The 14540-nt window shown below is 38.8% G+C and carries 13 protein-coding genes, 4 pseudogenes and 1 CRISPR repeat array; of the genes and pseudogenes, 12 read left to right on the top strand and 5 right to left on the bottom strand.

Annotation, left to right across the window (positions count from 1 at the left end; all coding sequences use genetic code 11):
- Positions 1–7: 7 nt before the first annotated feature.
- The 8 genes from cas7d (at position 8) to cas6 (FJR09_RS18605) (ending at position 8769) form a co-directional block, all read left to right on the top strand.
- Complete coding sequence (gene cas7d, locus FJR09_RS18640) at positions 8–1027, top strand: type I-D CRISPR-associated protein Cas7/Csc2 (protein ID WP_053539794.1); 1020 nt, start codon at positions 8–10, stop codon at positions 1025–1027.
- Between the two features lie 87 nt (positions 1028–1114).
- Positions 1115–1837, top strand: a complete 723-nt coding sequence (cas5d, locus tag FJR09_RS18635; protein WP_168652985.1) for a type I-D CRISPR-associated protein Cas5/Csc1 — start codon at positions 1115–1117, stop codon at positions 1835–1837.
- A gap of 4 nt (positions 1838–1841) precedes the next feature.
- Positions 1842–2609: a CRISPR-associated endoribonuclease Cas6 gene (cas6, locus tag FJR09_RS18630; RefSeq protein WP_081424381.1), complete on the top strand. Its 768-nt coding sequence runs from the start codon at positions 1842–1844 to the stop codon at positions 2607–2609.
- 16 nt (positions 2610–2625) lie between these two features.
- A complete protein-coding gene (locus FJR09_RS18625) occupies positions 2626–2778 on the top strand; it encodes an alpha/beta hydrolase (protein ID WP_168652984.1) in 153 nt (50 codons plus the stop codon).
- A 1-nt stretch (position 2779) separates the two neighbouring features.
- Positions 2780–3364 carry a CRISPR-associated protein Cas4 gene (cas4, locus tag FJR09_RS18620; protein WP_168652983.1) on the top strand — a complete coding sequence of 195 codons (585 nt, stop codon included), beginning with the start codon at positions 2780–2782 and terminating at the stop codon, positions 3362–3364.
- A 3-nt stretch (positions 3365–3367) separates the two neighbouring features.
- On the top strand, positions 3368–4345 hold the full coding sequence (cas1d, locus tag FJR09_RS18615) for a type I-D CRISPR-associated endonuclease Cas1d (protein WP_053539798.1): 978 nt from the start codon (positions 3368–3370) through the stop codon (positions 4343–4345).
- A complete protein-coding gene (gene cas2, locus FJR09_RS18610; protein ID WP_053539799.1) occupies positions 4342–4635 on the top strand; it encodes a CRISPR-associated endonuclease Cas2 in 294 nt (97 codons plus the stop codon). The genes cas1d and cas2 overlap by 4 nt, the downstream gene beginning before the upstream one ends.
- Before the next feature lie 210 nt (positions 4636–4845).
- Positions 4846–7587: direct repeats of the CRISPR family, unit length 37 nt; unit sequence GTTTCCACATATCTAATCCCCGCAAGGGGACTGAAAC.
- 42 nt (positions 7588–7629) lie between these two features.
- On the top strand, positions 7630–8769 hold the full coding sequence (gene cas6 / locus FJR09_RS18605; protein WP_168652982.1) for a CRISPR-associated endoribonuclease Cas6: 1140 nt from the start codon (positions 7630–7632) through the stop codon (positions 8767–8769).
- A gap of 3 nt (positions 8770–8772) precedes the next feature.
- Here cas6 (FJR09_RS18605) and FJR09_RS18600 read toward each other — a convergent pair whose 3' ends face one another.
- Together FJR09_RS18600 and FJR09_RS18595 are read right to left on the bottom strand one after the other, a co-directional pair.
- Positions 8773–9180 carry a DUF6636 domain-containing protein gene (locus tag FJR09_RS18600; RefSeq protein WP_254433147.1) on the bottom strand — a complete coding sequence of 136 codons (408 nt, stop codon included), beginning with the start codon at positions 9178–9180 and terminating at the stop codon, positions 8773–8775.
- Between the two features lie 152 nt (positions 9181–9332).
- Positions 9333–9521: a hypothetical protein gene (locus FJR09_RS18595; protein WP_168654160.1), complete on the bottom strand. Its 189-nt coding sequence runs from the start codon at positions 9519–9521 to the stop codon at positions 9333–9335.
- A 179-nt stretch (positions 9522–9700) separates the two neighbouring features.
- Between FJR09_RS18595 and FJR09_RS26240 the strand changes: the two are divergent.
- Both FJR09_RS26240 and FJR09_RS18580 read left to right on the top strand, forming a co-directional pair.
- Positions 9701–10826 (top strand): annotated as a pseudogene (locus FJR09_RS26240) (DUF4351 domain-containing protein).
- A 112-nt stretch (positions 10827–10938) separates the two neighbouring features.
- Complete coding sequence (locus FJR09_RS18580) at positions 10939–11325, top strand: nuclease A inhibitor family protein (RefSeq protein ID WP_053541310.1); 387 nt, start codon at positions 10939–10941, stop codon at positions 11323–11325.
- Here FJR09_RS18580 and FJR09_RS18575 read toward each other — a convergent pair.
- Positions 11322–12164, bottom strand: a pseudogene (locus FJR09_RS18575) (DNA/RNA non-specific endonuclease). The gene FJR09_RS18580 and the pseudogene FJR09_RS18575 overlap by 4 nt on opposite strands.
- 500 nt (positions 12165–12664) lie before the next feature.
- On the opposite strand from FJR09_RS18575, the pseudogene FJR09_RS25465 reads away from it, so the two are divergent.
- Positions 12665–12871, top strand: a pseudogene (locus tag FJR09_RS25465) (hypothetical protein); the annotation flags it as partial.
- Here the strand turns inward: FJR09_RS25465 and FJR09_RS18565 are convergent.
- Positions 12870–13373: pseudogene (locus tag FJR09_RS18565) on the bottom strand (integrase); the annotation flags it as partial. The pseudogenes FJR09_RS25465 and FJR09_RS18565 overlap by 2 nt on opposite strands.
- A 391-nt stretch (positions 13374–13764) precedes the next feature.
- Between FJR09_RS18565 and FJR09_RS18560 the strand changes: the two are divergent.
- Positions 13765–14271: a DUF1993 family protein gene (locus FJR09_RS18560; protein WP_168653721.1), complete on the top strand. Its 507-nt coding sequence runs from the start codon at positions 13765–13767 to the stop codon at positions 14269–14271.
- Between the two features lie 98 nt (positions 14272–14369).
- Here the strand turns inward: FJR09_RS18560 and FJR09_RS18555 are convergent.
- The coding region (locus FJR09_RS18555) for an HNH endonuclease signature motif containing protein (RefSeq protein ID WP_168654155.1) at positions 14370–14540 on the bottom strand (171 nt) is incomplete at its 5' end.

Here is a 14540-nt window from a genome sequence, read left to right as displayed (position 1 = left end):
AAAAAACATGAACTTAACCACCCTAAAATCCGAATTTCATCCTGCTTTTCCCCGGTTAGCATCTGGCAAATATATCCACTTTATCATGTTACGCCATAGTCAATCTTTTTCCGTATTTCAAACCGATGGTGTTCTCAATACTGCGCGAACTCAAGCTGGTTTAGATCCTAAAAATCAACAATCCATGAGTCGTTTAGTTATGTTTAAACGTAAACAAGTTAGTCCTGAGCGATTAGTGGGGAGAGAACTTTTACGTTCATTAAATTTTATCAACTCAGAAGATAAGAAAGCTGAAAATTTTTGTAGATACGGTTCAGAACAATTTTGTGGTAAATGTCCAGATTGTATCATTTATGGTTTTGCTGTTGGTGATAGCGGTTCAGAACGTTCTAAACTTTATTCTGATTCAGCTTTTTCTTTAACTCCTTATGAAGATTCCCATAAGAGTTTGACTTTTAATGCTTTAAGTGAAACAGGAACAATGATGTTAGATTATGATGATCCTAAAAGAACCGACAATAACAAAGTAAGATCATCAATTAATGAATTAGATCATGTTCTCCCAGAAGTCACATTCCCTACTGTAGAAACCCTGCGTGATCCTACATTTGAAGGCTTTTTGTATGTGTTAGGAAATCTAATGCGAACCCGTCGTTATGGCGCACAGGAATCACGGACAGGAACAATGTCAAATCATATTATTGGTATTGTTTTATGTGATGGTGAAATCTTTAGTAATTTACATTTAACTCAGGCATTGTATGATGCGTTGAAACCAGATATCAATGCACCAATTGTAGATATTATTGCCAAAGCAGCAGAAGTGACAACTAATTTACTCAATCAAGAACCAGTACGGAAAACTCAAGTAATTATGGGTTCTCAATTAACTGATTTATTAGGTGAAACTTTAGCTATTTATCAAAATGAAACCGCTTTGCAAAATACCCTAACAACGCTATATCAACAAACCAAAACCTATGCTGAAACTTACGGTGCTGTAGCTAAAAAAGGCAAAGGTAAATAGAGTTAAAAAATCAAGCTTGTCGGTAATGTTGGGTTTCGCTTTGCTTAACCCAACCTACAATTTTTAAATTAACAACTTTTGAATAATATGATTTTCTACCAATGTGATTTAACTTTGCATGATAATGTTTTTTTTGCAAGTCGGGAAATGGGTATTCTCTACGAAACTGAGAAATATCTGCACAATTGGGCGTTGAGTTTTGCCTTTTTTGAAACTGCGTATATTCCTAGACCTTATCGCCTAAAAGGTATAAATACCCAAAAACCCAGTTATTTAGATTCTAGTCAAGAACAAAATCTTTTACATCTAAATGAAGCTGGGATTTATGTTTTTCCGGCTTTACCGATTACTTGGTCATATCAAGTAAACACTTTTAAAGCCGCCCAAGTTTCCTATTATGGTAAATCTGCACAATTTGGTGGTGAAGGAGCAAAACGCAATTACCCTGTTAACTATGGAAGGGCTAAAGAATTGGCTGTAGGTAGTCACTATAAGACTTATATTATAGCTCATGAAACTATCAAAATTCCCAGGTGGATTAGATTAGGTAAATGGTCATCTAAAATAAGAATTGAAAAGAGGGAAATTACAGATATCAAAGAAAAATCAGGACAATATATTACCAAGCATCCTTTAAATCCTTTGGATTTGTCCTCATCAACCAAATTATTGCTTTACAACCGAATTGTTATGCCCCCAGCAAGTTTAGTTAGTCAAGCTCAACTAACTGGAGATTATTATGAATTACCCGATAAAACTTGTTTACCTGTGGGAGTAGCTTATGGCGCAAGTACAGTTGTATCTTCCTAAAATTATGACTTTACAAAGTTTAGTAATTCAATTAGGTGCTGCTAGTGAAAGCACTATTCCCACTACATTAGGTAGAGCGATTCATGCTCAAGTTATGCAATGGTTAAGTTTAGGAGATGCACAAATAGCAACGGCAGTTCATGATAGTCAAGAATCACCTTTGAGTTTATCAGGATTAATTGGTTATCGTCGCAAACAAGGTATACAACTAGGTGATGATTTTGTTGTTCGGATCTCTCTTTTAGATAGTAATTTAATTCAACCTTTGCTACAGGGTATAGAATCTTCCCACAATAAATCTATTTATTTAGGAAAATGCCCCTTTGTAATTCGTAGTATTTATTCACTACCAGGGACTCATCCTCTAGTAGATTCCTCTGATTACACCATATTGGCAAATACATCAGTTTCTAGTGATATCACTTTGCAATTTCTCTCTCCCACCAGTTTTAAACAGAATCAAAATATCCAACCATTCCCATTACCTGATTTAGTATTTAACAGTTTACTACGTCGTTGGAATAGATTTGCACCCGCAGAATTACAATTTCCTCAAGTTGAATGGCAAGGTTTAGTTTCTGCTTTTGAACTGAAAACCCATGCTTTGAAGATGGAAGCAGGAGCAGAAATTGGTACTGTCGGCTGGATAAAATATCGGTTTCCAAACCCCGAAGAAGCCAGAATTGCCACTATTTTAGCTAACTTCGCTGTCTTTTCTGGAGTTGGACGTAAAACAGCTATGGGTATGGGACAGGTCAAAATTAAGAATTAAAAATGAACACTGTAGAATGCGTCAGAATCAAAGATTGTTGCTTAAATACTTAAACCCAAAATCTGACGCACCAATTACCAATCACCAATCACCAATTACCAATTACCAATCACCAATCACCAATCACCAATCACCAATCACCAATTACCAATTACCAATTACCAAATAAAATGAATGAAGATTATTTACCATTAGCTTACTTGAATGCCTGGGAATATTGTCCTCGACGATTTTACCTAGAATATGTGTTAGGTGAAATGGCAGACAATGAACATATTATCTTAGGTCGTCATGTCCATCGCAATATTAATGAAGAAGGCACTTTTCAGGAAGATGAAACGCTGATTCATCAACAACAATGGGTGTGGTCAGAACGCCTCAAGGTTTCCGGGATTATTGATGCTGTTGAGGAATACGATGGTCAACTTGTGCCTGTGGAATACAAAAAAGGCAAGATGGCACAACACCTAAATGACCATTTTCAAGTTTGTGCTGCGGCTTTATGTTTGGAAGAACGCACGGGTCGCACGATTACCTATGGTGAAATATTTTATCATGCCAACCGCAGAAGACAAACTGTGGCATTTACACCGCAATTAAGGCAAATGACAGAACAGGCTATAGCACTCGCTCATGTTGCAAGTCAAAACAAAATGCCAGCACCTATTGATCATCCTAAAAAATGTCAATCATGTAGTCTGCAAGGAATTTGTTTACCCTTTGAAGTCAAACAATTACAACGTCAAGAATATTAAATTATGACTACTCTTTATATCATTCAACCCGATGCTGTTTTAAGCAAAGATTATGAAGCTTTTCAAGTTGCTTTGAAACAAGAAGATGGTTCTTGGAAAAAACAAAAGGTTGCGGCTCAAACAGTAGACGAAGTTATTTTGATGGGTAATCCCCAAGTCACCGGCGATGCTTTTGTCTATGCTTTAGAATTGGGAATGCCAGTGCATTATCTTTCTAGTTTTGGTAAATACTTGGGTTCAGCTTTACCTAAGTCTTCTCGTAATGGTCAATTGAGATTAGCACAGTATGCAGTTTATCATGATCCTGTGCGGCGTTTGGAATTAGTTAAGGCAATTGTCACAGCAAAGATTCATAATCAATATAATGTCTTGTACCGACATAATGAAAAGGATAATCCGCTTAAAGAACGGAAAGTTTTAGTTAAAACTCAACAAAATATAGATCAAGTTCGTGGTGTGGAAGGTTTAGCGGCTAAGGAATATTTTGCTTGTTGGCAACGCATGATAGGTAAACAATGGACTTTTAATGGTAGAAATCGCCGTCCACCTACTGACCCTGTAAATTCTTTACTCAGTTTTGCCTATGCTTTATTACAAGGTCAAGTCATGGCTGGTGTTCATGTAGCAGGATTAGATCCTTATATTGGCTATCTCCACGAAGTTCATCATGGTCAACCGGCAATGGTGTTGGATTTGATGGAGGAATTTCGGGCTTTGATTGCTGATAATTTGGTGTTGTCATTATTGCATAAACACGAAATCAAACCCAAAGATTTTAATGAAAGTTTGGGAGCTTATCGGTTAAAAGACAATGCAAGGAAAACTTTTCTGAAAGCTTTTGACCAAAAAATGAATGATGAATTTAAACATCCTGTGTTTGATTATCGTTGTACCTACAGACGAGCAATAGAATTACAAGCACGGTTACTAAGTCGTCATTTACAAGAGGGTGTTCCCTACAAACCTTTATCACTAAGATGACAACACTGTTTTATCTGATTATTTATGATTTACCTGACAATAAAGCTGCCAATAAACGCCGGACTCGTTTACATAAAATGCTCAGTGGTTATGGTAAGTGGACTCAATACAGTGTGTTTGAGTGTTTTTTGACTGCTGTACAATTTGCTCAGTTGCAAGCCAAGATAGAAAAACTGATCAAGTCTGATGAGGATTCTATTAGAATGTATGTGCTGGATGCTGGGAGTGTGAAAAGAACTATTACTTATGGTTCGGAAATTCCTAGACAAGAACAGGCTATCATTATATAATTGATACATCAGCTTAAATTTTTGGCAGACCTAGAGCGGGGTCAAAAACCCTGGAGATTCGCCAAACAGCCAGAACCTTGACAACTAAATACTTTCAGCGTTTCATTAGTTTCAGTTTGTGCTTGACCCAAAGCCTGAAATAAGGTTTTTTGAGAGGTCCGCCAAAATCGTCTCTGGATTCCGCCCCCAGTTTATGTTTCAGACGGCGGGGTTTCCACATATCTAATCCCCGCAAGGGGACTGAAACTATTCTTGATGGACTCCAGGGTATTAAGGATAAAGAGTTTCCACATATCTAATCCCCGCAAGGGGACTGAAACCTTCTTGTTCTTTTTTATCTTGTAGCCAAAGCTTATAAGTTTCCACATATCTAATCCCCGCAAGGGGACTGAAACTATCAATGCTTGGAACATCATTGACCCAAAGAATATGTTTCCACATATCTAATCCCCGCAAGGGGACTGAAACATCAGCAGCCAATCCTAAAAGGGCATAGGTTTTTAGTTTCCACATATCTAATCCCCGCAAGGGGACTGAAACTACCAATTATTCAAATAAAAATATTTTTTATTTACCCCTTGTTTCCACATATCTAATCCCCGCAAGGGGACTGAAACAAAAATGGGACAACTCAAGAATAAACCACGTTCAACTGTTTCCACATATCTAATCCCCGCAAGGGGACTGAAACAGATAGCTAAAATTTTGTCTGAGCATGGTTTTAGTGTTTCCACATATCTAATCCCCGCAAGGGGACTGAAACTTATTTCGTCGTGTTCGATTTTTGAAAGCTCTATGTTTCCACATATCTAATCCCCGCAAGGGGACTGAAACAGAAATTGTTTTGTAGAACAATTAAATATATGTTAGGTTTCCACATATCTAATCCCCGCAAGGGGACTGAAACCCTCGTTTAATCTTCCTAGTCCGTGAAAGATTTTGGTTTCCACATATCTAATCCCCGCAAGGGGACTGAAACATAGCGTGGTTCGGGACAGCAGCTTTTAATAGTTTTGTTTCCACATATCTAATCCCCGCAAGGGGACTGAAACGACTTGCGCTGTAAATTTTTTTGTGCTATGGTTCAGGAAGTTTCCACATATCTAATCCCCGCAAGGGGACTGAAACAAAAAGTTAAGCAACGGTGGGAGTTAGAAGGCGGTTCAGGTTTCCACATATCTAATCCCCGCAAGGGGACTGAAACATTTATCCAAATTTTGTTTCTGTCTTTAATCCAACGGTTTCCACATATCTAATCCCCGCAAGGGGACTGAAACTTCCCCAGTAGTTGAATACCTAAATGAGATAGAGACAAAGTTTCCACATATCTAATCCCCGCAAGGGGACTGAAACGCAAAACCTATGTTTCCCGATTCTTTTATGTAAGCTGAGGTTTCCACATATCTAATCCCCGCAAGGGGACTGAAACGAGTAGTCTGTTCCAAAAACAGCAGAGAGTTCAAGTTTCCACATATCTAATCCCCGCAAGGGGACTGAAACAAGCCATGATGCGATTCCTTTGTGTTTTAGTTTATGTTTCCACATATCTAATCCCCGCAAGGGGACTGAAACGCTTCATAGAACCATCTTGACTCATGTCAGGAATGACGCGTTTCCACATATCTAATCCCCGCAAGGGGACTGAAACATTCTACAATGAGACAAATAACCATTAAGTGCAGCTTGTTTCCACATATCTAATCCCCGCAAGGGGACTGAAACTAATAAGACAGCATCAATTAATCCTACTACTTTTGTTTCCACATATCTAATCCCCGCAAGGGGACTGAAACATTAGAGTGGTAAATTTTTGGGGAGAGGCAGGGGATCTGTTTCCACATATCTAATCCCCGCAAGGGGACTGAAACTTTTTGTTGTGCTGCATCATCCTTATTCGATGATTTCCAAGTTTCCACATATCTAATCCCCGCAAGGGGACTGAAACAATTCAGCGGGTTTTGTCCATTGGCATAATTTTTCAGTTTCCACATATCTAATCCCCGCAAGGGGACTGAAACATAGCACCACGATTGATTAAACGAACTCCGGTAGTTTCCACATATCTAATCCCCGCAAGGGGACTGAAACAAGGTAGTTGTTGAGGCTGGAGCAGTAGTTCCGTTAAAGTTTCCACATATCTAATCCCCGCAAGGGGACTGAAACAAAACTTAGCCAACACATCCGGCGTAACCACGATATCGTTTCCACATATCTAATCCCCGCAAGGGGACTGAAACACATCAAGGGCTTCACGTTACGAAAATATCCCAGACGTTTCCACATATCTAATCCCCGCAAGGGGACTGAAACAATAATTTAATGACTACGGCTAGTCAAGCTAATTGTTTCCACATATCTAATCCCCGCAAGGGGACTGAAACAGGAAAAACCCGGAGAAGTGGTGCTAAACGCCCTTTTGTTTCCACATATCTAATCCCCGCAAGGGGACTGAAACACAACAGTAGTGTGAGATCCCATAGCTTGCAACGTTTCCACATATCTAATCCCCGCAAGGGGACTGAAACCCAATAGCATTGATAGCAGGAGCACTTGGTCCACTACGTTTCCACATATCTAATCCCCGCAAGGGGACTGAAACGATACTTTGATAGCTTTTCTACCAGGTCTAGTCTTGTTTCCACATATCTAATCCCCGCAAGGGGACTGAAACAGTTAGCCATCTTAGCTCTGATTGCACTGGGTATTCTTGTTTCCACATATCTAATCCCCGCAAGGGGACTGAAACTACCCTGGATAATATCTATCCACGATCTCAGTTTGCGTTTCCACATAATTAATCCCCGTAAGGGGACTGAAACTTATCAGTTTTTCTACTGCGAGGATCACCAATTTGGTTTCCACATAATTAATCCCGGCAAGGGGACTGAAACAGCGATCGCTATTTACATCTCCAAGTTTCTTATTACTTAATCCCCACAAGGGGACTAAAAGGTTGTAAAATATTGAGTATCAAATCATGTAGCATTAAAAAAAATGTCAGAACTAGCTACATCTAGCAACCGTAAAAACCCATCAAAAAACACCCCTTTAATATGGGCAGATGATACCGAATTAGTTAGCTTAGTTTTTGACCTAGAAGTAACTGATTCCACCGCTCTATATTCGCAATATACCATTGGACTTCATGCTTGGTTTCTGGATCAAGTGCGGCAAATTAACCCAACGCTTTCAGCATATTTACATGATGGTGAGTCAGAAAAACCCTTCAGCATTTCTGCACTAGAAGGTCAATTACTTCCCACCGGAAAACAACTACAACTGCAATCAAATCAAATATATCGTTGGCAGATAAACGCTATTTCTCAACCAGTAGTTCAGTTCTTGAGTCAGTGGTTAATACAACCGCCAACTACTTTGAAATTAAGGGATGCTTGCTTACAAGTAAAACAGATAAGTATTGTTAATCCACCAACTACTTACAACAAACTACTACAATCATCTATCAACCATAAAAACATTAATCTGAGTTTTATTTCCCCTACCAGTTTTCGCCGTAAAGGGCATCATTTTCCCCTTCCTGTTCCCTTCAATCTTTTCCATAGTTACCTCAGACGCTGGAATGATTTTTCAGGAATGCCCATAGAACAAGATGCTTTTCTAGAATGGATAGATGAAAACGTCATCATTCACAAACATCGCTTAGAATCAGTCAAAGTTGCAGCAGGTAAACGGGGTTCTGTCACTGGTTTTACAGGGGCAATTTCTCTAGAATTAACTAAAACTGCTTTAAATAACATTGAATTTACCCAATTATTTTATGCTTTAGTCCAACTTGCTCCCTACTGTGGAACAGGCCACAAAACTACCTTTGGACTCGGACAAACCTGCTTAGACTGGGTAAACCCAGAATCAAATACATCTTCTACAATTATAACAAATCTGCTACCAGAACGCATTGAGAAATTGACAACAATATTCACAGCACAACGTAAACGGATAGGAGGAGAACGCACGGAAAAAATTGCTACAACTTGGGCAACGATTTTAGCCCGGCGGGAAATGGGGGAATCATTACAGGTAATAGCTGAGGATTTAGAAATACCTTACACCACAGCGAAAACCTACGTTAAATTAGCTCGTCGGATGCTTAAAGATACACAATCCAATGTTTAGCATTTATTTTGAGATACCCAACACTCGCCATTTTTCCCGACTCAGGAAGAACCCAATATTATTAGAGTTAGTGCAAGTCAGTCCGGTTTTTTGGGAAACACACTTAAACCCGCCATTATTCCAAGTTTTACCATAACTAAGGACAGATTTATTCGGGTTAGCAATGGTATCACTGATACAAAGAATTTCCGGTTTACTTGTTGCAGGTAACATTAAACCACGTCCCCAGTCAAATGAACAATATCCAGGATAGGGTTGAGGAGGTTGAGGTTTCAGTGAACTAGCAATTTCACAGCGTAAACTATTTGTACTGGTATCACCACCTTCAAGTAGCTCACAGAACATATTACCGCTGGGGGTCTTAAACCCTTTCGGTGCAGCAATACTTACCTGCGATAATGATAAACTCATTATTGAAGTTGAAGTGACCAGAAAAACTATTTTCTTGATTTGCTTGTGCATAATTTCACTTAATTATTTACCTATATATATCTTACTGAATAAAGTTTATCAGCATTAAAAAATCAATTAATGCCTTATCCTCTAAGAATGAACTCCAAAAATCAACTATCCTGAAAAATCCATTCACGACCGGCTTTTTCTGCTGCTTCTGGACTGTAGTAAAGCTTGCGTTCACCAAACACCTCACCACCAGCAGTAATTAACCGGAACTGCCAACAATGGGCTTCTGTATAGAATACCAATAAAGTAACATGATTAATAATGGTAACTGAATCAATTTTCGTAAACATTGCCGTTTTAGTATCTAAATCAATCAAAACTTATCCGTAGTTCAAAATAGGTTTTTACTTTATTTAAAACATAAAATATTGATAAAAAGTAACTATTTTAAGTTAAAATATTAGATAAACACAAATAAATTAAATTAGAGAAACCGAGGTTGTAATAACAATTTATAGTATAGCATTTTATGAACAAAAATGAAATCACGGCAAATTACGATGAATCCTGGAAAGAAGCATTAAACGAATATTTTGATAGTTTCTTATCCTTCTTCTTTCCTGTAGCTTATAAAGCAATTGATTGGACAAAACCACCGGAATCACTTGATAAAGAACTGCAACAAATTACAGCTTCATCATCAACTGAAAAACGGATTGCAGATAAACTGTACAAAGTTTGGTTATTGGATAAAACACAAGTATGGATTTTAATTCATATTGAGATTCAGAGTCAATATGATGTTGACTTTGAAGAACGAATGTACATTTATAATTACCGAGCCTTTGACCTTTATCACCAATTTGTTGTGAGTTTGGCAATTTTAGGAGACACAAGTTCCACTTGGCGACCTAAGAGGGTATTTGAAAAGTTATGGTTGATGTATCAAATATTTTTTACCCCACCCTAACCCTCCCCTTGTAAAGGGGAGGGAACTGGATTTTTATTGTTTCCCCCCTTTACAAGGGGAAAGGGGGGTAGCAATGTGATGAAAATTACGGAATACCACTTTTCAAACATCCTCTAACAGTTATCATCAAGCCATGTTAGATTGTGAATTAAGTCTGAAGTTCCCTATTGCTAAACTGCTAGACTATGAATCCCGTTGGCAGGAACTAGAATCAAGTGATAATCCCTTTGCTATCATAGTAATGGCACACTTGAAAACCAAAGCCACCACAGGGAATTTAGCAGAACGGGAACAGTGGAAATGGACATTAATTAGGGGACTTTACGAGCGAGGCTTAACAAAAGAAAAAATTGTTAAACTCTTTAAAATCATTGATAAAATGATGTCATTACCCAAAGAATTGCAACAGGGATTAGTAGCTAAAATTAAACATTTAGAGGAGGAAAATCAAATGCCTTTCATTAGTCCAACAGAAGAATTAGCAATGGAATGCGGTGAATTAAAAGGAGAACAACAACTAATTCTCCGACTATTAAATCGGCGATTTGGTGAAATTGAATCATCATTCATTGAGACAATTCGGACATTGACAATTGAGCAGTTAGAATTACTTGGTGAAGCGCTCTTGGATTTCTCCTCTATCACTGATTTAGAACAGTGGTTAGAAAATAAACCAGAGTCCTAGAAGTAACAACCCCACTTTTCATTAATTGTGGGGAACACTAAAAACTGAGAAACTGGGATTAGAGAAAATTAAATTATTAGGGATAGTTACACTACACTTCGTGAACGCTAAAATGACCAACATCACAAACATATTAAAACAAGCCACCGACGGGTTACTGATGACCAGTGAATCAGAGTACCCATTTGAGGTTTTCGCATGGGAATCCGCAGTATTGAATGAAGCTACAGTATTAAAAAAAACGGGTCATTCTCAGGAGACACCCGTTAAACTTGTGGAAATTGATGATTTCTTTAGAAACTCTGTAACCGCAGAAGATTGGCACGAAGACGAGGAAAAAGCCACTGTGAAAAAGTTTCAGAATCTTGTGAATCTCTTAAAAACTAATTTAATAGATTTACAAGTTTACAAAATAGGTAATAGAGAAATTGATGTTTACATTACCGGTAATACCCCTGATGGTATAGCAGGGGTTTCCACAAAAGTTATCGAAACCTAAAGATCATCAACTTTGCTTTCAATCACCCGTTGAATATTGGGAGAAACATTAGAGAGAAAATCATACCCTGTTAGTTTTTCTAGGGTATCCACACTGGTTCTAAAGACCTTCCAATTATTATCAAGTTGTTCATCATTGGGGATATTGACAGCAATAACACGGGTATTAGCAGTAATACCCTTGAGTCCAGCATCAGGATCTAGGACTACAACAATTTTCCAAGTGGATTGGGGAATTGTGACTAGGTTTTTCAATTTACCTTTACTGCCAACCGGACCAGCAATAATATAAAGTTCCTTACCTTGTGATACTAATTCCCTAGAATAATCCTCCAGATTCCCCCAAGTATTCCTATTATTATCGGGTGTTTGGGGCATCATATTACTCATTAAGAAGGTTGCTGTATTATCTTCAATGCTACGGGTTCTATCAGCCGATGGGGTAATGTGACCTCTATCATACCCTGAACCATTATAAGCAGTGGGTTTGATGCGTTCCCAACCTTCAGGTAATGTGTTATCTGGTCTAAAGTTATCTTAACGTGGGGCATCCCCAAACCATGATTTATTTAACTGCCAACTTACCCAATTAGGAGTACCATTACTGCGATTGTAAGACAGTACATACTGGGGTTTTATCATCAAGTCATTATCAGGGTTATTGATGTTGGTTGTGGCTTGACTGGGATTACCCAACAGTAAATGAACCGATGGTATATTTCTAGCAAGTAATTCTGGTTCTAATTCTAAAGTTTGTGCTTGTGCTGGTGAACAAATCAGTAGCCCAATTGCAAAACTAATTAAAAATCGGACTTTTAGGACTTTTATAAACTTGATCATAAATTACTCGGTTATTATTGAAACACTTAAACAAACTGTAAAGCAATTAGGTCAACAATGGCAATCTGCTTGTGCAATCTTTTGGTATCTGCCGGTGTCGGTTCGCAGACTAATTGAAAAAATTTCAACGGAATAATCAGGGTTCTAACTTACCTTGTCGCAGACAAAGTGAAAATCTGTCGCGGAGTAGATGAAAAATTCCTACCAAAATCGCGGACTAATTGAAATTTTCCGCCAAATGAGGATAAAAGTTCGCAACTCATTACAGTATAGGTTTTGGAGCAATAATTCTGTAAGTAGCGATGCCTACGGCGGCTCCTTTGGAGCATCGCCGTGTAGAACGAGAGGATAAGGGTAACATAAGGTCATTCTCAATTAGTCTGCGACAAATTTTTACATAGTCCGCGACAATTTTCACTTTGTCTGCGAACCGACACCGGGGAGTCGGAAATTCTTAGAGGAAAATTTGGTTTACAATTGATATCAAAACTGATATCGCCATGAATAACAAGACCCTACCCAGTGAAATGATTCGCGTGCCTAATGTACTAATTCCGGTAGTACGGCAACTAGCCAAAATCCACCGCGACGGTCACACAACAGCGTTATTGCAAGGATTACAGGAATTGATAGCGCAGTTCGATAGCAGTGTAAAACTGGAAGCAACCAGCGAATTACAGCAGGTAGAGGAGAAACTAGGGGAACTGCACCTCTAAGAATTGCTATTAATGCCGCATCTCTATAACCAATGGGAGTTGGATCAGCAAAACATACTTGCATTAAGGCATCAATTTCACCCTCTGATAGACACCGACCCTTGAGTTCCCTCCCAGATTTAATACAGGGAATATCAACAGCCCTAGCGAAATCGTTGGCATCCATCAGTTCCAAACGCACAGTTTCTTTGAGTACCCGACGTAAAGCACTAAGCATTTTGTTGGCAGTTGCCGGGGCATATTTTTCCATCAAAATCACCCTCACAGCAGCGGTGTGTTTGTAGCGGAGTTTAGACCAGTCCAGAGTCAGCGCATCGCAAGTGTTAGCAGTTATGATGTTGGCGATCGCATTCAGGGCTTGTTCCATAGTCCGCCGAGAACCCGCACCCAAAGAAGCAAGGTAAACAGCGGCGGGGTGTTCAGTTAGGGGTACAGGAGCAGTCAAGGATAAAGAGACAGAATTTATTTCACCGATATCGGTAGAGTCAGCCATTACTTATGGGAAGATATGTTCTTACTACCTATATTCTCACAACTAATTTAACAATTTTGTCAGGTTTTTCCTAGCCTACAGGTTTCTTCTTGTGAAAATGTGCCAGTGTTTTCCAAATTTTCTTTTCCTCTAAGAAAATTTAGTAGTGGTTTTCCCACCAAGTCTAGCGTTGCTGTCACCAGAGGCAAGATAGCCAAAAAAGTATTACCAATAAAGGTTTTCAGTTGCTACCCTGCCAAAACGGGAGAATAGTCCGCTAAGGCTGAAACCTAGACACAGCAACAGTTTCCAGACCCGGACAGCAGGTTTTTACAAGGATCTCGGTCTGTTACCTTTTTGTGACTTATCAGCAGAGAATAGTTTTGAAAACCTGTTTTTAGGAGAAACTTTCATGACTATTTCCATGTATCAAACCTTAATGCCATCAATTGTTCGCTCACTGAATAATCTCATGGCAATTCTGGAAAAGGGTGCTGCACACGCAGAAGCTAGAAAAATAGATCCATCAATACTGATTAATAGCCGACTCTATCCTGATATGTTGCCATTAGCGCGACAAATTCAAATTGCTTCTGATGTTGCTAGAAGAGGTGCAGCTAGACTGGCCGGATTGGAAGCGCCCCAAATGGAAGACACCGAAACCACCTTTCCTGAACTTATCGCTCGTCTGCAAAAAACAATCGCTTATCTAGAAACATTAACACCTGAGCAAATTGATGGCTCAGAAGAAAAATCCATTTCTCTACCAGTAGGCAAAGAAACCATAAATTTTGAGGGACTGCCCTATCTGCTTTACTTTATTCTTCCTAATGTTTATTTTCATGTCACTACTGCTTATGACATTCTTAGACATTGTGGTGTAGAACTAGGTAAGCGAGATTTCCTTGGTAATCCTTAACTATCAATAGTTTCACAAAGAGTTACAGCCGGGATGCTTATAAGTGCGATAGGAATTGCTGCTACAAGCATCCCGTTCAAAATTTCCCCCAAGAAAACTCAACGATTCTCAAACCTCGACAAATCAAACAAAGACAATTGCCCCACAGAAACATTACCCTTACCACCTCGATGATAGCTAAGATGACATTTTGGACATAAAGCTACTAAATTTTCGGGTCTATTGTCTGATGGATCACGATTCCAGTGATGAACTTGTAGATCGTATGC

The organism is Dolichospermum sp. UHCC 0406 (assembly GCF_009712025.1).
Taxonomy (GTDB): domain Bacteria; phylum Cyanobacteriota; class Cyanobacteriia; order Cyanobacteriales; family Nostocaceae; genus Dolichospermum; species Dolichospermum lemmermannii.
The sequence above is the reverse complement of the archived record's forward strand: the minus strand, read 5'-3'. Positions and strand labels throughout refer to the sequence as shown.